This window comes from Streptomyces sp. NPDC056883 (assembly GCF_042788835.1).
In the GTDB taxonomy this organism is placed as follows: Bacteria; Actinomycetota; Actinomycetes; order Streptomycetales; family Streptomycetaceae; genus Streptomyces; species Streptomyces stoeckheimensis.
Window position 1 is genome coordinate 305,597 of the sequence record NZ_JBHUBS010000002.1, and the last position, 21,990, is coordinate 327,586.

General features: G+C 72.4%; 20 protein-coding genes. 6 read left to right on the forward strand and 14 right to left on the reverse strand.

What is annotated here, in order from left to right:
• Positions 1–60 precede the first annotated feature (60 nt).
• The gene (locus tag ACFRU2_RS06750; protein WP_274547382.1) at positions 61–456 is read right to left on the reverse strand and encodes a molybdopterin-binding protein; all 396 of its coding nucleotides are present in this window, start codon (positions 454–456) and stop codon (positions 61–63) included.
• A 149-nt stretch (positions 457–605) separates the two neighbouring features.
• On the opposite strand from ACFRU2_RS06750, the gene ACFRU2_RS06755 reads away from it, so the two are divergent.
• On the forward strand, positions 606–1,001 hold the full coding sequence (locus ACFRU2_RS06755; RefSeq protein WP_243340813.1) for an RNA-binding S4 domain-containing protein: 396 nt from the start codon (positions 606–608) through the stop codon (positions 999–1,001).
• A 371-nt stretch (positions 1,002–1,372) separates the two neighbouring features.
• Positions 1,373–4,387, forward strand: coding sequence for a carbohydrate binding domain-containing protein (locus ACFRU2_RS06760; protein WP_382968500.1), 3,015 nt, complete (start codon positions 1,373–1,375; stop codon positions 4,385–4,387).
• A 69-nt stretch (positions 4,388–4,456) separates the two neighbouring features.
• Here ACFRU2_RS06760 and ACFRU2_RS06765 read toward each other — a convergent pair whose 3' ends face one another.
• From ACFRU2_RS06765 to ACFRU2_RS06785, 5 genes are all read right to left on the reverse strand, one after another.
• Positions 4,457–5,197, reverse strand: a complete 741-nt coding sequence (locus ACFRU2_RS06765) for a class I SAM-dependent DNA methyltransferase (protein WP_382968502.1) — start codon at positions 5,195–5,197, stop codon at positions 4,457–4,459.
• A gap of 84 nt (positions 5,198–5,281) precedes the next feature.
• Complete coding sequence (locus ACFRU2_RS06770; protein ID WP_382968505.1) at positions 5,282–5,953, reverse strand: response regulator; 672 nt, start codon at positions 5,951–5,953, stop codon at positions 5,282–5,284.
• Positions 5,950–7,158 carry a sensor histidine kinase gene (locus ACFRU2_RS06775; protein ID WP_382968507.1) on the reverse strand — a complete coding sequence of 403 codons (1,209 nt, stop codon included), beginning with the start codon at positions 7,156–7,158 and terminating at the stop codon, positions 5,950–5,952. Before ACFRU2_RS06775 ends, ACFRU2_RS06770 begins: the two co-directional genes overlap by 4 nt.
• A gap of 167 nt (positions 7,159–7,325) precedes the next feature.
• Entirely contained in the window at positions 7,326–9,881 is a 2,556-nt protein-coding gene (locus tag ACFRU2_RS06780) for a plasma-membrane proton-efflux P-type ATPase (protein WP_382968509.1), read from the reverse strand.
• A 5-nt stretch (positions 9,882–9,886) separates the two neighbouring features.
• A complete protein-coding gene (locus ACFRU2_RS06785; protein ID WP_382968512.1) occupies positions 9,887–10,219 on the reverse strand; it encodes a hypothetical protein in 333 nt (110 codons plus the stop codon).
• A 263-nt stretch (positions 10,220–10,482) separates the two neighbouring features.
• Here ACFRU2_RS06785 and ACFRU2_RS06790 point away from each other — a divergent pair, with 263 nt between their 5' ends.
• Entirely contained in the window at positions 10,483–11,109 is a 627-nt protein-coding gene (locus ACFRU2_RS06790; RefSeq protein ID WP_382968513.1) for an alpha-ketoglutarate-dependent dioxygenase AlkB, read from the forward strand.
• A 39-nt stretch (positions 11,110–11,148) separates the two neighbouring features.
• Here the strand turns inward: ACFRU2_RS06790 and ACFRU2_RS06795 are convergent, their stop codons facing one another.
• Positions 11,149–11,445 carry a YkvA family protein gene (locus tag ACFRU2_RS06795; RefSeq protein ID WP_382968516.1) on the reverse strand — a complete coding sequence of 99 codons (297 nt, stop codon included), beginning with the start codon at positions 11,443–11,445 and terminating at the stop codon, positions 11,149–11,151.
• On the reverse strand, positions 11,445–11,909 hold the full coding sequence (locus ACFRU2_RS06800) for a MarR family winged helix-turn-helix transcriptional regulator (RefSeq protein ID WP_382968518.1): 465 nt from the start codon (positions 11,907–11,909) through the stop codon (positions 11,445–11,447). Before ACFRU2_RS06800 ends, ACFRU2_RS06795 begins: the two co-directional genes overlap by 1 nt.
• 133 nt (positions 11,910–12,042) lie before the next feature.
• Between ACFRU2_RS06800 and ACFRU2_RS06805 the strand changes: the two genes are divergently transcribed.
• Positions 12,043–12,615 (forward strand): DoxX family membrane protein, encoded by a 573-nt coding sequence (locus ACFRU2_RS06805; protein ID WP_382968521.1) that lies wholly within the window; start codon positions 12,043–12,045, stop codon positions 12,613–12,615.
• Positions 12,616–12,704: 89 nt separating this feature from the next.
• Positions 12,705–14,519 (forward strand): glycoside hydrolase family 15 protein, encoded by a 1,815-nt coding sequence (locus ACFRU2_RS06810; protein ID WP_382968522.1) that lies wholly within the window; start codon positions 12,705–12,707, stop codon positions 14,517–14,519.
• Between the two features lie 108 nt (positions 14,520–14,627).
• Here the strand turns inward: ACFRU2_RS06810 and ACFRU2_RS06815 are convergent, their stop codons facing one another.
• From ACFRU2_RS06815 to ACFRU2_RS06840, 6 genes are all read right to left on the reverse strand, one after another.
• Entirely contained in the window at positions 14,628–15,449 is an 822-nt protein-coding gene (locus ACFRU2_RS06815; protein WP_382968525.1) for an ABC transporter ATP-binding protein, read from the reverse strand.
• Positions 15,436–16,479: a glycine betaine ABC transporter substrate-binding protein gene (locus ACFRU2_RS06820; protein ID WP_382968527.1), complete on the reverse strand. Its 1,044-nt coding sequence runs from the start codon at positions 16,477–16,479 to the stop codon at positions 15,436–15,438. The genes ACFRU2_RS06815 and ACFRU2_RS06820 overlap by 14 nt, the downstream gene beginning before the upstream one ends.
• A 55-nt stretch (positions 16,480–16,534) precedes the next feature.
• Positions 16,535–17,410, reverse strand: a complete 876-nt coding sequence (locus ACFRU2_RS06825) for an ABC transporter permease (protein WP_382968530.1) — start codon at positions 17,408–17,410, stop codon at positions 16,535–16,537.
• On the reverse strand, positions 17,407–18,522 hold the full coding sequence (locus ACFRU2_RS06830) for an LLM class flavin-dependent oxidoreductase (RefSeq protein WP_382968533.1): 1,116 nt from the start codon (positions 18,520–18,522) through the stop codon (positions 17,407–17,409). The genes ACFRU2_RS06825 and ACFRU2_RS06830 overlap by 4 nt, the downstream gene beginning before the upstream one ends.
• Before the next feature lie 474 nt (positions 18,523–18,996).
• Complete coding sequence (locus ACFRU2_RS06835) at positions 18,997–19,530, reverse strand: rhodanese-like domain-containing protein (protein WP_382968535.1); 534 nt, start codon at positions 19,528–19,530, stop codon at positions 18,997–18,999.
• A 328-nt stretch (positions 19,531–19,858) separates the two neighbouring features.
• Positions 19,859–20,698 (reverse strand): helix-turn-helix domain-containing protein, encoded by an 840-nt coding sequence (locus ACFRU2_RS06840; protein WP_382969584.1) that lies wholly within the window; start codon positions 20,696–20,698, stop codon positions 19,859–19,861.
• Positions 20,699–20,928: 230 nt separating this feature from the next.
• Here ACFRU2_RS06840 and ACFRU2_RS06845 point away from each other — a divergent pair, with 230 nt between their 5' ends.
• Positions 20,929–21,960, forward strand: a complete 1,032-nt coding sequence (locus ACFRU2_RS06845) for an NAD(P)-dependent alcohol dehydrogenase (RefSeq protein WP_382968538.1) — start codon at positions 20,929–20,931, stop codon at positions 21,958–21,960.
• Positions 21,961–21,990: the final 30 nt, after the last annotated feature.

Below are 21,990 nucleotides of genomic sequence, written 5' to 3' on the forward strand. Positions count from 1 at the left end.
TCGTACTGAGCGGTGCTGAGCGGTGCTGGGCGGTGCTGGACTGGGTGGTGCCGGGCGGGGTCAGGCGCGGTCGATGTGCACGCTGGTCGACTTCACGCGGGCGGTGGCCCGCATGCCGACCTGCAGCCCGAGCTCGTCGACGGCCTCCCGGGTGAGGAGGGAGACCAGGCGGTGGGGACCTGCCTGGATCTCGACCTGGGCGGCCACGTCGCCGAGCTTGACGGCGGTGACGATGCCCGGGAAGGCGTTGCGCGCCGAGGTGTAGGTCTCGCCGTCCTCGGTGTGTGCCCCCTGCGCCACCTCGATGGAGAAGGCGGCCAGGGCGCGGCCGTCGATCAGCCGGCGACCGCCCTCGTCGCGATGGGTCGCGACGCGGCCGGCGTCGGCCCAGCGGCGCGCGGTATCCGGGCTGACGCCCAGGAGACGGGCCGCCTGACCGATGGTGTAGGACTGCATGTGCGACAAGGTAGGGGCACGTGTGCGGCATTTGCAATTCCATTGGGATGATATCCATGGCAGATACCAGCGACCTTGTCGTAACCGCCAAAAACGATTCCGCTTCCACGGGCTCGGTCCGGTCCGGCTCGCCTCGCTAAAGTCGGGGCATGGCTGAAGAGGGAACGGCAGGCGCGGGCTCGGGGTCGGCGCGGGTCGACGTGTGGATCTGGTCGGTCCGGCTGACGAAGACGCGGGCGATCGCCGCCACGGCGTGCCGGGCGGGACACGTGCGGGTCAACGGGGAGCGCGCGAAGCCGGCGCAGGCGGTGCGGGCCGGGGACGAGGTGCGCCTCTTCCATGCGGGGCGCGAGCGCATCGTGGTGGTCCGGCGTCCGGTGTCCAAGCGGGTCGGCGCTCCGGCCGCCGCGGAATGCCTGACCGACAACAGCCCGCCGCCGCCGACCCCGGTCGAGGCGGCGGTGGTCGGCATCCGCGACCGCGGTGCGGGCCGCCCGACCAAGCGCGAACGCCGCGAGATCGAAACCCTGCGCGGCGGCCGGTAGGAGCGTAGCGGCGGAGCCTCACGGGTCGCCCCCGGAGGCTCCGCCCTGACGGTGGCTCCCGGGGCGACCGTTCCGTGAGGGCGCACGTACGTCACTCATGTCGACTTATCGACTTCCCTGATGCAGCCCCTCCTCGTGCCGGGCGCCGCCGCCCCCGTTCCCGCGTGGCGAAAATTGCTGCAAGCCATTGCGGTGGTTCTCCCCATAAAGGGTCCACAGAGGTCGCCTCAGTGTGGTCGGTGGCGAGATTTTCGGTTCACGAGGGGTTCACGCGCTGGTGACACACGGATAACCTCCCCGCAAAACCTTGCGGCAAGTTTTCAATGCCGCGGAGCTGCAGGGCTGTTGGGCCCCGCTTCGAGGAGCAGACCTTGAGATCACGTACGCGATCACATCCCGGAGGGCGGTCCACGGCCCTGGCCCTGGCCGTCGCGGGATGTCTGGCGGCCGCGCTGCCGGCCGCCGGAGCCTCTCTCGCCGAAGCGGCCCCTGCCGCCGTGACGGCCTCGGGTGACGGCACGGCGACGGTCTTCTACTACACCAAGACCCGCAACTGGGCTGCCTACAACCTGCATTGGGCACCCGACGGCGGCAGCTGGACGACCGTGCCCGGCACCGGGATGGAAGCCGCCTGTACCGACTGGGTGAAGAAGACCGTCAGCCTCGGCGCGGCTGCCGGCCTCCAGGCGACCTTCAACAACGGCCAGGGGACCTGGGACAACAACGGGGGCAAGAACTACGCCCTCGGCACCGGGGTCATCACCGTCAAGGACGGGGTCGTGGCCCACAGCGACCCCTGCGCCGCGGACCCCGGCAACGGAACGGGAACCGGCGCGAGCGCCACCGTCTACTACGCGACGAGCACGGTCGGCTGGTCGACCGTCAACCTGCACTGGGCCCCGACCGGCGGCTCCTGGACCACGGTCCCCGGCATCGGCATGGAGCCGGCGTGCACGGGCTGGGTGAAGAAGACGGTCCCGCTCGGCTCGGCCGCCGGACTCGCCGCCGCCTTCAACAACGGCAACGGCACCTGGGACAACAACAGCGGCAGGAACTACGCCCTCGGCACGGGCCTGTCCACGGTGAAGGACGCCACGGTCACGGCGAACGCCGCCGACCCGTGCGCCGCCGTCGTACCCGACACCACCGCGCCCACGGCGCCCACCGGCCTGCGGGCCGCCGCCACCGACGTGTCCACCGTCGTGACCTGGGACGCCGCCACGGACGACCGGGGAGTGACCGGCTACCAGGTCACCCGCTCAGGGGGCACCAAGGGGACTTCCGTCACCTCCGTCACCTCCACGGTCCTGACCGAATCGGCCCTGGAGGAGCGCACCGCCTACACCTACACCGTCAGGGCGGTGGACGCCGCGGGGAACCTCTCCGCCTCCTCCGCCGCAGCGGTCGCGACCACGGGTACCCGGCCCCCGGCCCCGGCCGGATCGGCGCCGCTGGGCGGAGACCCGCGCAAGGACCCGATCTACTTCGTGCTCACCGCCCGCTTCAACGACGGCGACGGCGCCAACAACCGGGGCGGCAGCCAGCACGTGAAGTCCGGGAACGCGGCCAACAACGACCCCATGTTCCGGGGGGACTTCAAGGGGCTGGTCGAGAAGCTGGACTACGTCAAAGCCCTCGGCTTCTCCGCGATCTGGATCACCCCGGTCGTCCTGAACCGCTCCGACTACGACTACCACGGCTATCACGGCTACGACTTCTACAAGGTCGACCCCCGCCTGGAATCGGCGGGCGCCTCCTACCAGGACCTCATCAACGCCGCCCACGCCAAGGGCGTCAAGATCTACCAGGACGTGGTCTACAACCACAGCTCCCGCTGGGGAGCCAAGGGCCTGTTCACCCCGACCGTCTACGGCGTGCGCGACGCGCAGTGGTCCTGGTACTACGACGAGAAGCAGGCCGGCTTCGAGTACGACGGCCTCACCGTGGACCCCAAGAGCGGAAAGTCCTACTACAACGGCGACCTGTGGTCCACGGCCGAGCCGACCGGGAACACCTGCGTCAACTGGGGCGCGGCCACGCAGTACAAGAGCGCCGAGGGCTACACGATCTACAACTGCCAGTGGCCGAACCCGACCTCGGGGATGTTCCCCAAGGCCCTGTTCCACCAGTGCTGGATCGGCAACTGGGAGGGTGAGGACGCCCGTTCCTGCTGGATCCACGAGGACCTCGCGGACTTCAACACCGAGAACGCGACCGTGCAGAACTACCTCATCGGCGCCTACAACAAGTACATCGACATGGGCGTCGACGGCTTCCGCGTGGACACGGCCGTGCACATCCCCCGCGTCACCTGGAACCGGCGCTTCCTGCCCGCCATCCAGCAGCGCGTGGCCCAGCAGTTCGGCGCCCAGAAGGCCCAGGACTTCTACGTGTTCGGCGAGGTCGGCTCCTTCGTCAACGACAAGTGGAACCGCGGCTCGGCCAACCAGTCCGCCCAGTACTACACCTGGAAGGAGTCGGCGACCTACAGCGCGGACGACGCCACCGCCGCCGTCCAGCAGTACACGACCGACAACGACCCGGCCAAACAGCCGACCAGCACCAACGCCTTCCTCAACGGCAACCTCTACCACGCCCCCGACCACAGCAAGTTCTCCGGCATGAACGTCATCGACATGCGCATGCACATGAACTTCGGGGACGCCGGCAACGCCTTCCAGAACGGCAAGGACTCCGACGACAGCTACAACGACGCCACCTACAACGTCGTCTACGTCGACAGCCACGACTTCGGCCCCGGAAAGTCCTCCACCCGCTACGCCGGCGGCACCGACGCCTGGGCCGAGAACATGGCCCTGATGTGGACCTTCCGCGGCATCCCGACCCTGTACTACGGCTCCGAGACCGAGTTCCAGGCCGGCAAGCAGATCGACTGCGGCCCGACCTGCCCGCTCGCCGGCACCGGCCGCGCCTACTACGGGGACAAGATCGCGGGATCGGTCACCGCCTCCGGCTTCTCGAAGGTCGCCTCGGCCACCGGGCCCGTGGCAGCCACCCTGGAATCCCCCCTCGTCAAGCACCTCCAGCGGCTGAACGAGATCCGCCGCGCCGTGCCCGCGCTCCAGATGGGCCAGTACTCCACCGAAGGCGTCTCGGGCGGCATGGCCTTCAAGCGCCGCTACACCGACACCGCCGGCGGCGTGGACAGCTTCGCCCTGGTGGCCGTCACCGGGGCCGCCACGTACACGGGCGTACCCAACGGCACGTACAAGGACGCGGTCACCGGCGACGTGAAGACCGTCACCGGCGGCACCCTGTCCGTCCCCGCCCCCGGCAAGGGCAACCTGCGGGTCTACGTCCTCGACCTGGGCGGCAGCAACGCCGCCCCCGGAAAGGTGGGCGCCGCCGGCCCCTACCTGAAGTGACCGGCGATCCCCTCCCGCAAGGGAGGGGATTCCCCACGGGGCCGCCCGGCGATCGCCCGGCGGCCGGCCTCAGGCCGGCTTGCGCCACACGGAGACGTGCTTCGCGGAGTCCCGGGTGAACGGAGCCCCGTCCCAGTCCCCGACGCGGCGTTCCCTCTCCAGCCCGGCGATCCGTGCCATCAGGTCGAGCTCGGCAGGCCAGGCGTAGCGGTGCCGGGAGTTGTCGCGGCGGTAGCGGCCGTCGTCGCCGTCGCGGGTGAGGTGGTGCGAGACGAGCACCTGCTCGACGAGGTCGAAGGTGTCGAAGCCGAGATGCTGCTCGGAGACGTCGAACGGCACCGCGACCTGGCCGGGCGGCAGGAACCGCAGCGGAGGCACGCCCAGCTCGACGACGAACCGGCCGCCGGGCTCCAGATGACGTGCGGCGTTGCGGAAGCACTCGACCTGCTCGTCCTGGGTGAGCAGGTTCGTGATCGTGTTGTAGACGAGGTAGACGAGGGCGAACCCGCCGGGAACGACGGTGGTGGCCATGTCCCCGATGACCACCGGGAGGGTCTCCTCGTCGACCTTGTTCCGCAGCACCGCCGCCATGTGCTCGGACAGTTCGACGCCCACGACCGGCACGCCCCGTTCCCGGAGCGGGACGCCCACGCGTCCGGTCCCGATGGCGAACTCCAGTGCCCGGCCGTCTCCGGCGAGCTCGGCGAGGAAGTCGAGGGTCGGGCCGAGAACGGCGGCCGAGGACATCTCGGTCTCCTCGGCGTCGTAGCGGTCGGCGGTCGCGCGGGTCCACAGTTCACTGCTCGTCACGGGCGGCCACTCTGCCGGGCACCGGGGCGCGCTGTCGACTCCTTTACCTCCCGGCGCGGGAAGCCCGTCGGTGCAGGAGGCCCGTCAGTGGAGGAGCCCGGTCAGGAGCTCGCGCTGGTCGTTGGCGAGGAGGGCGAGCTGCGTGCGGTTGTCCAGGCCGCACTTGTGCAGGGCGCGCGAGAGATGGGTCTTGACCGTGCCCTCCGCGAGGCCGAGCCGGTCGGCGATCTCCCGGTTGCCGAGTCCGTCGGCCAGCGCGACCACGCAGCGCAGTTCGCCCTGGGAGAGGCTGTGGACGCGCGCCATTACCTCGGGCGTCGGCGCCGGATGGTGGTGGGTGGCGAACCGGCTCATGACGGTGGAGATCACGTCGGGGCTGAGCACGGCGCGGTGGCCGGCCGCACTGTGCACGGCCTCGCGCATCTCCGCGCCCGAGGCGGTCTTCAGCAGGTAGCCGTCCGCGCCGGCCCGCCAGACCCTGGCCACCTGTTCCTCGTCGGCGATCGTCGTCAGGATGAGGATGCCGAGGCCCGGGTGCTCCTCGCGCAACAGCCGGGCGGTCTCGGCGCCGTCCGGGCCGTCGGGCATGGCCAGGTCGAGGAGGACGACGTCGGGGGAGTGCGCCGCGACGACCTGTAGGGCCTCGGAGCCCGAACCCGCCTCGCCCACGACCTCGATCTCGTCCGGGACGGCGAGGATGGTGCGCAGTCCCGCGCGGATGACGTCCTCGTCATCGGTGATCACGATACGGATCACTGCTCTGCTCCTTCGGGTGGGTGGGGGGCGTGGGCGCGCAGCAGGTAGCCGTCGCCCCGGAGGGCCTCGTCGGCACCGGCACCGGAATCGGCTCCGGCATGCGGGTCGGCGGGCCCGGTGACCGGCCCCGCCTCGAGCCCGCCGCCCAGCGACTCCAGCCGGCCGCGGAGCCCGGCCTGCCCGAGACCGGTGCCCGGCGCGAGCGACCGTACGGGCGCTCCCGGCGGCCCATTGCGGACGTCGAGCGTCCAACCGGCGGGATCCGCCCGCAACGACAGCAGCACCGCCGAACCCGGCGCGTACCGCAGGATGTTGGTCAGCCCCTCGGTGACCACCCGGCGGGCTGCCTCCCGGTGGGCCGCGGGCAGCCGCTCGAAGCCCTCGGCGAACCCGTCCGCGAGCCGTACGTCGACCCCCGCCGCCCTGACGCTGTCGAGCGAGCGGCTCAGGGCGTCGAGTCCCGCGACGCCGTCCGGCGCCCTGGTGTCCAGCTCGCGCAGCCGGAGCACGGCGGTCATGCCCCGCAGATGGTCCGAGGCGGCCGCGCACTGCCGCTGCGCCGCGTCGAGGAGCCCGTCCGCCGCCGGATCCCGGCCGCCCACGGAGCTCCGTAGCGATTCGACCAGGATGTTCAGCAGGGCCACGTCGTGGCCGAGCAGATCGTGGAACTCCCTTACGAGCCTGCGCCGTTCGGAGTTGACCGCCTCGGCCGCCCGCTCCCGGGCCACCTCCTGGAGGTGGGCCCGCTCCGCCAGGTGCCGGCTCCGGGTCGCGCCCACCACGCTCGTCAGGGCCACGGTGGAAGCCAGCAGGGCCAGGCTGGAGGGGGAGCTCTCGCGGATCAGGGGCGGGCCGGAGCCCAGTGCGCTGAGCGTGATGAGTTCGGCGGTGGCGGCCACCCCGAACCCGTAGGCGTAGGCGGTGCGTTGGTGGCGGCCGGCGGCGTAGGCGAGGAAGAAGAGGGCGATGAACTTCGCACTGAGTGCGGTCGCGGCCAGGACCACGAGGGCGGCGAGCGGGAAGCGGGTCCTGCGCCACAGCAGTGCGGCGCAGGAAACGAGGATCCCCAGCCAGCGCAGCAGGGGGTGGCTGGCCCAGGACTGGTGCGCGACCTCGGCGTAGACCTCGAAGGGGACGGTGATCAGCAGGCAGGTGAGGGCGGCGGCCCGGTCCCAGGCGACGGGCCCCCAGGAGTTCCACCTCATGGCCCTCTCCCTCCTCACCTGCCGATATGTGCCTGCTTCGGGTATTTCGTGTACGAGCACCCTGCCATCGGCAGGTGGTCCGGCCCGGCGTGCGACACGGTGCGCGTCCCGTCCGGAACCGTTCCGGACGGGACGCGCATCCAGTGCCCCACGAGGGGGCGGCCGTGTCAGTGGGCGGCGGACCGGAGGCCGGGGCGGCGGTCCAGGAACCAGTGGGCGGCGAGCTTGAGCTGGTCCTCCAGGAGGAAGCAGCAGATCGCGTAGCCCCAGACGGCGGCGGCCCAGCCCCAGCCGAGCGGGGTCATTCCGACGCCGAACACGGTGACGAGGGTGGCGATGGTCTGGGCGACGGCGACCGCGATGACCAGGGGCTTGGCCGGGGCGGGGGAGGTCCAGAACCGGCCGCGGGTGCGGGTCACGAAGATGGTCAGCTGACCGGAGACCGACAGGCTGAGGTAGACGAGGGAGTGGATCAGGCCGTCGCTCAGGTGGAAGACCTCACGGCCGAGGACGAAGAGCAGGAAGGTTTCGGCGACGCCGACCACTCCCAGCACCGTGGCCACGGTCAGGACGCTGCGCATGTCCCAGGTCACGGGCTTGTGGGAGCCGCGGACCTTGTCGTAGGCGATCGTGAGGATCGCGCCGTCGTTCAGCAGGGCCAGCAGGACGATCATCATCGCGGTGACCGGGAAGAAGTTGTACGCGACGATCGTCAGGGTGATCAGGCCGAGCACCCGGATGGTCTCCGTGATGCGGTACGTGGCGTAGTTGACCATCCGCTGGATGATCTCCCGGGCCTGGCTGATCGCGTGGGAGATGACCGACAGGCCCGGCGTCAGCAGCACCACGTCCGCGGCGGCCCGCGCGGCGTCCGTGGCGTCGGCCACGGCGATGCCGGCGTCGGCCTGCTTCAGCGCCGGGGCGTCGTTGACTCCGTCGCCGGTCATGCCGACGATGTGGCCGCGCTCCTGGAGCATCTTGACGATGCGGTACTTGTGCTCCGGGAAGACCTGCGCGAAGCCGTCGGAGATCTCGACGAGTTCGGCGAGCTCCGCCTCCGGCCGGCTGTCGTCCAGCGCGTGGGTGTTCAGGATGTTGTCGCCCATCCCGATCTGGCGGGCCAGCTCCCGGCTGATGGCGACCTGGTCGCCGGTGACCATCTTCACCGAGACGCCCAGCTCCGTCGCGGCGGCCACGGTGTCCGCGGTGTCCTCGCGCGGCGGATCGGCCAGCGGCAGGATGCCGAGCAGGCGCCAGGCGCCCGACTCGTCGGTACGGGCCACTCCCAGGGAGCGGAAGCCGCGCGCGGCGAACTCGTCGGCGATGCGCGCCACGTGCGCGGCGGCCGGGTCCCCGTCGCAGAGCCGGGCGATGACCTGGGGGGCGCCCTTGCTCACGTGGTACGAGTCCGGCGCCGGGCCGGGACCGGGGCCGAAGGCGACGGTGGCTTCGGTGCGCTTGGTGACCGGGTCGAAGGGGACGAAGTCGGTGACCGGCAGGCCGTGCGCCCAGCCGGTGTCGGAGTCGGTCAGCCGGTCGGTGGCGGTGGAGATGACGATCCGGTCGATGGGGTCGCCGTTCTCGGCGCGGGAGGCCAGCGCGGCGGAGCCGAGCAGGTCGTCCTGGTCGACGCCGTCCGGGACCCAGGGATCCAGGATCGCGAGGCGGTTCTCGGTCAGGGTGCCCGTCTTGTCGGAGCACAGGATGTCGATGCTGCCCAGTTCCTCGACGGCGGGCAGGTTCGAGACGACCGCTCCGCGCTTGGCGAGGTTGCGGGCGCCGACGGCGAGCGTCACGGACATGACGGCCGGCAGGGCGACCGGGACGGAGGCGATGACGACGACGAGCGCGAACTCCAGGACGGAGAGCACCGGGTTCCCGCGGGCCACCGAGACGATGATGGTGAGGGTGACCAGGGCGACGGCCAGCAGGATCAGGTAGTTGCCGATCTTCAGGACGGCCTGCTGGAGGTGGCTGACCGTGCCGGCCTCGCCGACGAGGGCGGTGGTCTTTCCGAAGAAGCTGTTCGCGCCGGTGCCCTCGACGACGGCGTCGGTCTCGCCGCGGACGATGACGGATCCGGAGTAGAGGGTCTCGCCGCGGCCGCGCTCGACGGGCAGGGACTCGCCCGTGAGGGCGGCCTGGTCGACGTCGAGGGTGCCGGCGCCCAGCGCCCGTACGTCGGCCGGGACGACGTCCCCGAGCCGGACCCGGACGATGTCGCCCGGAACCAGTTCGCGGACGGCCTCCGTGCGCCAGACCCCGTCGCGCAGGACGCGGGCCTCGGTGGCGAGGCGCTGCTTGAGGGCGGCGATGGCGTTGGCGGCCTCGTGCTCCTCCATGAAGGCGACCACGCCGTTGACGACGAGCAGGACGCCGATGATCGCCACGTCGACCCAGTGCTGGACGGCGATCGAGAGGATCAGCGCGGTCTCGATCATCCAGGGGATGGGGGCCCAGAAGTAGCCGAGGAACTCCCGCAGGGGGTTCTTGTGTTCCTCGGCGATTTCGTTCGGACCGTGCTCCTGCAGGAGGCGGTGTGCCTCGGCGGTGGTGAGCCCGTCCGGCCATGAGGCCGGGGGCTCGAAATCCTCGGGTTCCTCCGGCGCGACGGGATCGGCCGGTCCGGTGGCCGGTCCGCAGGAGGTTCCGGTGGCCGCACCGGCGGCCGGGGTGAGGGACGCGGGTGTGGCGGGGACGGTGGGGACGGTGTCGGTGCTCATGGCGGTCACTTGCCTCCGTGCAGGAGGGAGAGGAAGGAGGGGATCTCCATCGGGCGGGCTCCGCTGGTCATCGCCATGTGCGCGTGCGAGACCGTGCCGGCCCGCAGGATGCGGATGACGTGGCTGCCGCAGGCGGCGCACTCGGAGCGGGTCAGCGGGGAGGGGACCCGGTCGCCGTCCACCGTGCAGAGCGTGCGCTGGACGCCGGTGCCGTCGATGTAGTGCTGGACGTCGTACTGCTTCTCCCAGCCGAGGCCGCAGTCGAGGCAGCTGAAGGCGTAGGACTCGTGGAGGACCGCGGGAACGGTGTGGGAGGTGAATTCGTCGATTGCGCTCATCGTGTGTTCCTCATGACCGGTGGTGGACTTCTCGTCCGCAGTTGCTGCGGTGCCACGGGGATCGGTGCCCGGTCTCTCGCTCCGACCTCTTCCAGGAAACGACCATCGAATGCTTCGTGGGGGCGGTGAACGGCCCTTGTTGTGGGGCCTGCGCCCCGCCCCCTCGGGACAATTCGTAAGCGGAAGTGAGCGGGACGGCTCTGCGCACGCCCTACTCCCGCTCTACTCGCGCACATGTTCGAATGGCGCGTTACCCTGGACCCATGCACGCACTCCAGGGCTCGCTCTTCGACCAGGGCGACGAGATCCGCCTCGGCCCGCTGGTGGGCGCCCGGCGCACGGAGCTGGGCGCCGGTGCCTGGGTGGACCACCTGCCGGGCTGGCTGACGGGGGCCGACGCGCTCTTCGAACGCCTCGCGGCCGACGTCCCGTGGCATGCCGAGCGGCGGCAGATGTACGAGCGGGAGGTGGCGGTCCCGCGCCTGCTGGCCCACTACGGCGCGGCCGACCCGCTGCCGCACCCCGCCCTTGCCGAGGCCCGTGTCACGCTGAGCCGGCACTACGCCCCCGAGCTGGGCGAACCCTTCGTCACGGCGGGCCTGTGCCTCTACCGCGACGGCCGTGACAGCGTCGCCTGGCACGGCGACCGCACCGGCCGCTCCGCCACCGAGGACACGATGGTCGCCATCCTCTCGGTGGGCGACCCCCGCGATCTGGCCCTGCGTCCGCGCGACGGCGGCCCCACCCTGCTCCGCCTGCCCCTCGGCCACGGCGACCTGGTGGTGATGGGCGGCTCCTGCCAGCGCACGATGGAACACGCCGTCCCCAAGACGGCCCGCCCGGTCGGCCCCCGCATCAGCGTCCAGTTCCGCCCGCGCGGGGTGAGCTGAGCCGGCGGGCGCGGACGCCGCGGATGCCGCGGACGGGCGTTACGCCGCGTCGAGTTCCTTGGGCGGGCGGCCTGCCGAGGCCGCCGCGTGGAGGGAGCGCAGGGCCAGGAGCAGGATGCCGATGTCGTCCAGGTAGACCGGGTCCGGGATCAGGTCCACCGGGGAGACCGTGTACGCCACGGCGGCCCAGAACAGCGCCTTGTCGCGCAGGGGGATGCCCGCGTCGCGCAGGAGCCTGCGGGCCGCGAAGACCCGTACGAGGAGCACGGCCGCGGTGACCGCCAGGCCGGCCGCCACCACCGCCGCCACGACGATCCAGACGGTCGTCGCGTCCATCAGGCGCCCTGGGTCCGGAGCCGGCGGCTGACCTCGCCCAGCCCGTCCGCGAGCACGTCGAGCTGTTCGGGGGTGAGCACGTCCACCAAGACCTCCCGCACCGTGGTCACGTGCCCCGGCGCGGCCTCCGTGAGCCGGGCGCGGCCCGCCTCGGTGAGGACGGCGTAGATCCCCCGGACGTCGGAAGGGCAGGTGCGGCGCCGGACCAGGCCCGCCTTCTCCATCTGCGTGACCTGGTAGGTCAGGCCGCTCTTGGAGTTGACGAGCCCGTTGGCGAGCTCCGTCATGCGCAGTTCGCCCTCGGGCGCCCTGGCGAGTCGCACGAGGATCTCGTACTGCGGGTGGGAGAGTCCGGAATCGTCCTTGAGCTGTTGATCGAGACGGCGGTTGACCAGGGCGGAAGCGGCCAGGAACCCCTCCCAGGCCCGCATTTCGCGGTCGTCCAGCCATTTCGTTTCAGCCATGGAACCAGGCTACACGTGGCGTTCCAATTTGAATCAGCGGCGGATGCGGGGCTAGGGTCGGGTGAGTCGTTCGAATTTGAACAACCAGGGAGCAGCCTGTCCCTCGGGCCGCCCGACCGGAAGGACCCCCCCCATGACCAGCCCCTCCGTCACCACGCCGAAGCCGCGAACCGGCGAACCTGCCGTGTCCCTCGCGCGCGCCTCCGTCCCGGCGCTGTCCACCCCCGCCCACGACGTCGGCCTGCTCCTCCTGCGGGTGGTCCTCGGCCTGACCATGGCCGGCCACGGCGCCCAGAAGCTCTTCGGCTGGTTCGGCGGCGGCGGTATCAGCGGCACCGGTCAGTTCTTCACCGCCAGTGGATACCCGGCCGGTGATGCCATGGCCGTCCTCGCCGGACTGACCGAGACCCTCGGCGGGCTCGGCCTCGCCCTCGGACTGCTCACGCCGCTGGCGGGCGCCGCCCTGGTCGGCACCATGATCAACGCGATCGCCGTGCACGGCGCCGGCTCCTTCTTCGCCCCGCAGGGCATCGAGTACGAGCTCCTGCTCACCGCCGGCGCCGCCGCCCTCGCGCTCACCGGCCCCGGCCGGTACGCCGTCGACCGCTTCCTGCCCGTCCTGCGCGGCCACCGCCTCGCCCACGGCGCCCTCGCGGTCGCCCTCGGCGTCGTGACCGCGAGCGTGCTCCTCCTCGTGCGGAACTGAGCCGGCGGGCGCGGCCGCCCCGGGGGCGGCGCTGCGCGGGGACCCGGACGGGCTGATTGAGTGGGGGCATCCGGGGGAAAGTGCCCTAAATGACACAACCCATCGAAGACTACGCACTCATCGGCGACCTGATGACCAGTGGGCTGGTCGGCCGCGACGGGTCCATCGACTGGCTGTGCCTGCCGCGCTTCGACTCGGCGGCCTGCTTCGCCGCCCTCCTCGGTGACGAGGAGAACGGCCACTGGCGCATCGCCCCGGCCGCCGCCCCCGGTTCCGCCCGCTGCACCCGCCGCGGCTACGTCGACGGCACGCTCGTCCTGGAATCCTTCTGGGAGACCGGGGACGGCGCCTCGTTCAAGGTCATCGACTTCATGCCGCAGCGCGACACCGCGCCCGACCTGATGCGGATCGTCGAGGGCCTGACCGGCGAATCGACCGTGAGCAGCACCCTGCGCCTGCGCTTCGACTACGGGCACGTCGTGCCCTGGGTCCGGCGCGGCGGCAACCGCGAGGGCGACCGGGTCGCCGTCGCCGGGCCCGACGCCGCGTGGCTGCGCAGCGAACCTCCCGTGCACACGTGGGGCGAGGACATGAGCACCCGCTCCGAGTTCACCGTCGCCGCGGGCGAGCGCGTCGCCTTCGTGCTCACCTGGCACCCCTCGCACGAACCGCGCCCCGAGCCCCTGGACCCGTACGCCGCCCTGGAGCAGAGCCTCGCCGACTGGCGCGAATGGACCGGCCGGTGCACGTACGAGGGCCCCTACCGGGAGGCGGTGATCCGCTCCCTGATCACCCTCAAGGCCCTCACCTACGCCCCGACCGGCGGAATCGCCGCCGCCGCGACGACCTCCCTGCCCGAGGAGCTCGGCGGCATCCGCAACTGGGACTACCGCTACTGCTGGCTGCGCGACTCCACCCTCACCCTCGGCTCCCTGCTGGCCACCGGGTACCTCGAGGAGGCCCGCGCCTGGCGGGCGTGGCTGCTGCGCGCCGTCGCGGGCGACCCGGCGGACCTGCAGATCATGTACGGGATCGGCGGCGAGCGGCGCATCCCGGAGAGCGAGCTGCCCTGGCTGAAGGGGTACGCGGCCTCCGCGCCCGTCCGGGTCGGCAACGCGGCCGTCGACCAGCTCCAGCTCGACGTGTATGGAGAGGTCCTCGACTCCCTCTACGTGGCCCGCTCCGCCGGACTGCCCGCCGAGTGGCACTCCTGGAAGATCCAGCTCGCGCTCCTCGACTTCCTGGAGCAGAACTGGCACCGCCCCGACGAGGGACTGTGGGAAGTGCGCGGCCCGCGCCGCCACTTCACGCACTCCAAGGTGATGGCCTGGGTCGCCGCCGACCGGGCCGTGCGCACCCTGGAACTCAACCCCAAAATTCCCGGCGACGTGCACCGCTGGCGCGCCATGCGGGAGGCGGTGCACAGCGACGTCTGCGAGAACGCCTACGACGCCGAGCGGCGCACCTTCACCCAGTACTACGGCTCCCGCGAACTGGACGCCGCCACCCTCCTCATCCCGCGCGTCGGCTTCCTGCCGCCTGACGACCCCCGTGTCATCGGCACGGTCGACGCGGTGCGCGAGGAGCTGGGCCGCAGCGGCCTGGTCCGCCGCTACAGCACCGAGGGGCTTTCGGTGGACGGCCTGCCCGGCGACGAAGGGGCCTTCCTCGCCTGCTCGTTCTGGCTGACCGACGCCCTGTACCTGACCGGGCGGGAGAAGGAGGCGCGGGAGCTCTTCGAGCGGCTGCTGTCCGTACGCAACGACGTGGGGCTCCTCGCTGAGGAGTACGACCCCGTCTCCGGACGCCAACTCGGCAACTTCCCCCAGGCGTTCAGCCACGTCGGCCTGGTGAACACCGCGCTCACCCTGGGCGGAGGCAGCCTGGCGGCGGGCCAGGTGTGAGGAGCGGGCGCCGATCGGCCCGGAGCCCGAGCCCGGAGCCAGGTGGCCGGAGCCCGGCGGACGGAGCCGGTCGGCCAGGCAGCCCGGCGTCCGTCGGCCCGGCACCCGTCAGCCGGGGCGCAGCTCCCGGGCCAGCCGGCCGCGCAGCCGGGCGAACTCGGGGGAGGCCCGCAACCCCGCGAGGTCCGTGGCCGGGTCGCGGGGGAGCGGCACCGGCAGGTCCGCCACCACCCGGCCCGGCCCGGCCGCCATCACCAGGACGCGGGATCCCAGCAGCACCGCCTCCTCGACCGAATGCGTCACGAACAGCACGGTCGTGCCGAGCCGCCCGGCCAGGGAGCGGACCTCCTCCTGGAGGCGCTCCCGGGTCAGTGCGTCCAGAGCGGCGAACGGCTCGTCCATCAGCAGCAGTTCGGGCTCCGCCGCCAGCGCGCGGGCCAGCGCCACCCGCTGCTGCTGGCCCCCGGACAGCTCCCAGGTGCGCCGGCCGCCCATGCCGGGCAGACCCACCCGGTCCAGCAACTCGGCGATCCGGCCCGGCCGCTGGGACCGCGGCACCCCGTGGCGGGCCAGCGCGAAGCCGAGGTTCCCGCCGACGGTGCGCCACGGGAACAGCCTCGGCTGCTGGAACACCACCCCCGCGCCCCGCCCGGGACGCGGGGCCGCGCCGCGGACCAGGGCGGTGCCCGAGGCCGGGCGGGCGAAACCGGCGATCACCCGCAGCAGGGTGGTCTTGCCGCAGCCGGAGGGGCCGACGAGGACGACGAACTCGCCTGCGCGGACCCGTAGGTCCACCGCGTCGAGCACCGTCACCGGTTGCTTCGCCGGTCCGTAGCGGACCGACACCCGCGCGAGGTCCACGGCGAGACCGGCATCGCCAGCACCAGCACCGGCGGTGTCGGTCTCGGGCGCAGGATCAGTGCGCGGCACGGCCGAGCTCCTCCACCGCGAGGGCCCGGCCGAAGGCGGCCTCGTCCGGGACGGCGTCCACCTTCTTCTGCTCCTTCAGGAAGACGGCCGCGTCGCGCAGGGTCGCCGCCAGCTTCCCCGGGGCGCCCGGCGTGCCGAGGTAGTCGGGACCGGTCTGCTCCTTCGCGCTCAGCAGCACCAGCTCCGAGAGCTGGCGCTTCGCCTCCTCCGGCTGCAGTCCGAGCTCCGCCCCGATGGACTTCGCCGCCTGGTCGGGGGCGGTCCGGGCCTGCCCGACGGCCTGGTCCTGCGCCTTGATCCAAGCCGTGACCACCTCGGGGTGCGCGGCCGCGAAGGCGTTGGTCACCACGCCCAGGTCGGCGGTGGGCTTGCCCTGTTCCGCGAGCTGCCGGCTCGTGATGAGCACCTTCCCGTCCTTGGTCAGCTCGCTGAGCGTGGGCGTCCACACGTACGCCGCGTCGATGTCCCCGCGCTTCCAGGCGGCGAGGGCGTCCTGCGGCTGGAGGTCGATGGTCTGCACGGCCCCCGCGTCCACCCCGGCGGCCTTCAGCGCGGCGAGCAGCGAGTAGTGGGCGGTGGAGCCGAAGGGCGTGGCCACCTTCTTCCCGGCCAGGTCCTTGACCGAGCCGATCTCCGGCTTGGCGACCAGTGCCTCGTTGTCGCCGATCAGGTCGTGGATCCACACCACCTTGTACGGGATGTTCAGCGGGGCCGAAAGGCCCTTGGTGACGGGGCTCGACCCGGCCAGGCCCAGGTCCACCGAACCGGCGATCACGGCCGTGTTGACGTCACCGCCGGACTCGAACTTCACCCACTTCACGTCGGCTTCGGGCAGGGCCTGCTCCAGCAGCCGCTGGTTCTTCACGATCAGGTCGGCATTGGGTATCGCCTGGTAGGCGATCCGTACGGTGGTCCGCCCCGGCCCGGCCGCCGGTCCGTCCCCGTCCGCCCCGCAGGCGACGGTGGTGGAAGCGGTCAGGGCGACGGTGGCGGCCAGCAGCAGGGCGCGGCGGGATACGTTTCTGGGCACGACGGAACTCCAGTAGTGAGGAAGGGGGTTGGGGAGAGAGGGGAGGTGCGGGCGGTCAGCCGCGGCCGCGCCAGGGGACGGCGTACCGCTCGATTCCGCGGAGCAGGGCGTCGAGGACGATCCCGGACAGTCCGATGGCGAGGATGCCGGCGATCACCAGGGCCGTCAGGTTGTAGCGCTGGGCGTCGCGGATCATGCCGCCGATGCCGGGCACGCCGTTGATGGTCTCCGCCGCCACGACGGAGGTGTAGGCGACCCCGACGGCGATCCGGATGCCCGTGAGGATCTCGGGCAGCGCGGCGGGCAGCCGCACCGACAGCAGCAGGGATGCCGGACCGGAGCCCAACGCCTTTGCCGCCTCCACGAGTTCGTCCGGTACGGTCCGTACGGCCGCCGCCGTGGCCGCGGCGATCGGCGGCAGCGCGGCGATTACCAGCAGCCAGATCTTCGGGGCCTCGTCGATGCCGAACCAGATGACGAGCAGCGAGAGGTACGCGAGCGGCGGCAGGGTGCGCAGGAAGGTCACGGCCGGCTCCAGCACCACCGCGAGCGGCCGGATGGTGCCGATCAGCAGCCCCAGGGGCACCCCGGCCAGCACGGCGTACGCGGAGCCGGTGCCGATCCGGCCCAGGCTCACCCCGAGGTGCTCCACCAGCAGGTGGCCGCCGTAGCCGCGGACCCCGTCGTGCGTGGTGGACGCCAGCAGGAACTGCCGCCACACCTCACCGGGCGAGGGGACCAGCACCCTCGGCCACAGCTCGGCCGCCACCGCCGCCTGCCAGGCGGCCAGCAGCACGGCCAGGGCGAGGAGGCGCAGCGCGGTCCAGCGCAGTGCCTCCCGGATCCGGGCCCGGGACCGCGGCGCGGCGCCGTCCGCCGGGGCCTCGGGCGGGGCGAGCCGGCCGGGGGCCTCCGTGGTGAGCGCGGTCATGCGGCCGCCGCCCCGGTCAGGGCGCGCAGGCGCGGGGCCACCTCTTCGCCCACCCGGTAGGCCTCCTCGAGATGCGGATAGCCGGACAGGATGAACTCGTCGACGCCCAGGGACCGGTACTCCGCCAGCCGCGCCGCGACCTCGTCGTGCGAGCCGACCAGGGCCGTCCCCGCACCCTCGCGGACCAGCCCGATGCCCGCCCACAAATTCGGTGCCACCGTGAGCCGTTCGGCGTCCGCGACCCCGCCGTGCAGGGCCGCCATCCGGGCCTGCCCGGTGGAGTCCATGGCGGCGAACCGCTCCTGGCTGGCCCGGACCGCCGCCGGATCCAGCCCGGCGAGGATCCGGTCCGCCTCGGCCCAGGCCTCGGCCGCGGAGTCCCGGCTGATGACATGCAGCCGCAGCCCGAAGCGGACCGTGCGGCCCGCCGAGCGAGCTCGCTCGCGCAGCCGCTCGATGCGCACCGCGACGGCCGACGGCGGCTCGCCCCACAGCAGTTGTACGTCGGCATGCCGGGCGGCGACCTCCTCGGCCGCGGGCGAGGCCCCGCCGAAGTACAGCGGGACCGGGTGGCTCAGCCCTGGATCGGTGAGGCGCGCTCCCTCGATGTGCAGGTGGGTGCCTTCGTGGTCCACGGACTTCCCGTCCAGGAGGTCGCGCAGCACGGCCATCACCTCATCGGTGCGGGCGTAGCGCTCGTCGTGCGCCAGCCCGTCCCCGTAGGCCCGCTGCTCGGCGGGATCGCCGCCCGTCACCACGTTCAGCCCGAGCCGGCCACCGGCGAACCGGCGGAAGGCGTCCGCCTGCTGGGCGATCAGCGTCGGGCTCGCGAAACCCGCGCGGAACGCCACCAGGAAGCCGATCCGGGTGGTGTGCTGTGCCAGCGCGGCCGTCAGGATCCACGGATCGACACAACCGAGCCCCACGGGGGTCAACAGCGAATGAAATCCGGCCTGTTCGGCGGCGCGAGCGACCTGCGCCAGGTACGGAACGTCCGCGGGCCGGCGGGTGGCCGTACGGCTGCGCCCCTGGACGGCGGTGACCCCGCCGGGGTCGCGGCCGTCCCCGCCGGTGGGCAGGAACCAGTGCAGCAGGAGCGGATTCTCGGGCATGGCGAAACCTCGTCGGAGCAGCGTGACGTGCACCACCGCGCACGGATCGGGCTACGGGGCGGCGGTGACACGTGTACGGGCAAGTGCGGGCAGGAAGGCGGGAGTCCGCGCGACCGGAGGCATGGTCCTGATCGGCCCCGCGGGCAGGGCTACGGCCACCGCGAACGGCGCGGTGAAGGGCAATGCCGAAGGAAGCGGAGAAGGGTGCGCCGAGAGGCGCGGACTCATCCGTACGGAGTCAGATACGGCGGATCGGTGAGATCAACAGCCGTGTGTACGGGAGGCGGCAGCCCGACAGAGCATGGTCGACACACGCAGCAGATCTACGTGACGACGCGATACGAGTACGGGGGCCATGGGGTGCATCCTGTCGGTGTCCGGGCGGTATCGACAAGCGGAGTCCGGATGATGGACGATTTCGTCCCAGATGCCGGGCGAAAGCGGGATCGAGCGGTCTAGGTCGGAAGGGACGGCCTACCGGCGGCGGTTGAAGGGCAGCCGGCCGAGGACCACGGCCATGCCGCACGTGTCCGTGAGGGCGGAGAAGACGAGACCGGCCGCGATCCCGGCGCTGAGCAGTTGGAAGGCCGGGTGCACGAAGAGGCCGAGGAGCAGACCGAGGAGGACGATCCCGCCCGCGGTCAGCCGGACCTGACGCTCCATGGCCCAGACCCGGCGGGGTCCACCGGCGGGGTAGTCGAGCGGATGCCCCTGGGCCGACCAGGAGGCGGTGCCGCCGGTCAGGCTGGTGGCCGCGATGCCGTGCCCGGCCAGGGTCCGGGCCGCGTTCTGCGACCGGGTCCCCGAGGCGCATACCAGGAGCAGCTCCTGGGCCTGCGCGGCCTCGCGCAGCTCGGGCAGGGAGCGGCCGATCCGGTCGAGGGGGATGTTCAGGGCGCCGGGGAGGTGGCCGGAGGCGTACTCGCCGGGGGTGCGGACATCGACGATCCGGAATTCGGCGTGACGGGCGTGGGCCTGGCCCACGTCGAGGGCGGGGCTGCTGCTCATGGTGAACGGGCTCCTTCGGGAGGCGGGGACCGCCGGGGCGGAGGCGGAAGCGGAATCGGATGCGCGACGGTACGGGGGATGTGCGACGGGGTACGGGGAGGCGCGAAGGCACCGGGATGCGGCGGGACCGTGGGACCCCGGGGGTGTGCCGGGACGACGGGGCGTCGGGGCATTGGCCGCGGGGCGGGCGGGTCGGAGCAGGCAGACGTCAGCGGGGACAACAGGAGCGCGACAGGAGGCGCTGGGTGACGGCCATGGCGCGGAGCATAGACGAAGCGGTGGAGCGGGGGAGACTCCCGTTCCACCATTCGGGACGGCGGTACGGCGCTCAGTGCCGCGGGCCGGCCCCCGCCCGGGCCTCCTCCCGGCGCCGCAGCAGCTCCGCGCTGGCCGCGTCGGCGGGCAGGAAGGCCTCCAGGTGCAGCTCGGCCAGGGTCACGTCCACGGCCGTCGAGAACGAGGTCAGCGTGGTCAGCAGCCGGAGCTCCCCCGCGGAGGTCCGCAGCCGCAAGGGCACGGCGAAGCCGAGGTGCTCGGCCGGGCCGGAGCTGTCGGCCGGGCCGGACCCGTCCGCCCGGCCGGAGCCCGAGGGCGCCGGCTCCGGGCGCAGCGCGGCAGTCGCCAGGTATCCGTCCAGCTCCTCCGCCAGCGCCTCCAGTTCCGGATCGGGGTGCGCCGAGGCCCGGGTGCGCAGGCTCTCCGTGATGTGCCGTCCCCAGGCCGCCAGGTTCACCACGCGCGGCCCCATGCCCTCCGGGTGCAGGGCGAGCCTCAGCACGTTCACGGGCGGAGCGAGCAGGTGCGCGGCGGCACCCTCCGTGAGCACGTCGAACGCCGCGTTCGCCAGGACGAGTTCGCCCCGGGGACCGGCCACCACCGCCGGGTACGGGAGGTGCCCGGTCAGGATCGACCGCAGCGCCTCCATGGCCGGCCCGATGGACTCGGCGTCCCGCGCGGACTCGGCGTACAGCGGTGCGTAACCAGCGCTGAGCAGAAGGGAGTTGCGCTCCCGGAGGGTCAGCCCGAGGGATTCGGCGAGCCGTACCACCATCGCCCGCCCCGGGGTCGAGCGGCCGCTCTCGATGAAGCTGAGGTGGCGCTGCGTGGTCCCGGCGAGGGTGGCCAGTTCCAGCTGGCTCATCCGCCGCAGGGCCCGCCGGCGGCGCATCTCACGGGCGAAGGGAGTCGGTTCGCCGGAACCGGCGGGTGCGGAGCGGGCTGCGGATGCGGGGGCCGACGACGCGGCGGACGGGGCAGCGGTGTCGGCAGTGCGGGTGGCCATGTCCCCTTTCTAGTCGCCGGTCCGGCGGAGCCCTCGATTCCCCGGAGGGAATTGCCGCGCGTGTCCCGGCGCCGGAGCATCGGAGCCATCGGACACGGGGCCCACTGGAGGCGAAGATGCGCGCGTACCACCTGGAAGCGTTCGGCACGGTCGAGGGCATCGTCCTGCGCGACCACGGCGGCCCCCGACCGGTCCCGGCCGGCCCGACCGGGATCGTGGTCCGCGTCCGGGCCGCCTCCCTCAACAAGCGCGACCTGCTGATCCTGCGCGAGCGCTACCCGCTGCCCGCCGCACCCGGGGTGGTCCCGCTGAGCGACGGCGCGGGCGAGGTGGTCGCGGTCGGGGAGGCGGTGACGCGGGTCGCGGTCGGCGACCGCGTCTCCTGCGCCTACTTCCCGCGCTGGCGCGACGGCAGGATCACCCCGGACCTGGTCGACCAGCCCGGCTGCACCCTCGACGGGATGCTCTCGGAGTACGCCCTGCTCGACGAGGAGTGGGCGGTCCGCCTCCCGCAGCACCTGACCTGGGAGGAGGCCGCGACCCTGCCCTGCGCCGCGGTCACCGCATGGAACGCGCTGACCGGCGGGGAGGGCGGAGCGCCCCTGCCGGGGCAGAGCGTGCTGACCCTCGGCACCGGTCCGGTCGCGCTCTTCGCCGTGCAGTTCGCGAAACTGCTGGGCTGCCGGGTCGTCTCGACCACGTCGAGCGAGGAGAAGGCCGACCGGCTGAAGGCACTGGGCTCCGACGCGGTCGTGAACTACCTGAGCACACCCGAATGGGGCTCCACAGTAAGGGAGTTGACCGACGGCGGTGCCGACCTGGTGGTGGAGACGGGCGGCCCCGACACCATCGAGCAGTCGGTGCGCGCCAGTTCGCTCTACGGGCAGATTGCCCTGCTGATCACCGCCAGTGCCGCGAAGTCCGGGATAGAGATCTCGCACGCCGCGTACGCCTCGAGCCTCGCGACGATCCGGCGGGTGTTCGTCGGCAGCCGGACGCAGTTCGAGTCGATGAACCGGGCCGTCGCGACGCACGGGCTGCGCCCGGTGATCGACCGGGTGCTCCCCTTCGAGGAGGCCCGCGAGGCCTACCGCGGCTACGCCGAGGACGCGCCCTTCGGCAAGGTGGTGATCCGCATCGGGGCATGACCCGCCGAAGCCCAGGCCCACGCGAAGAGG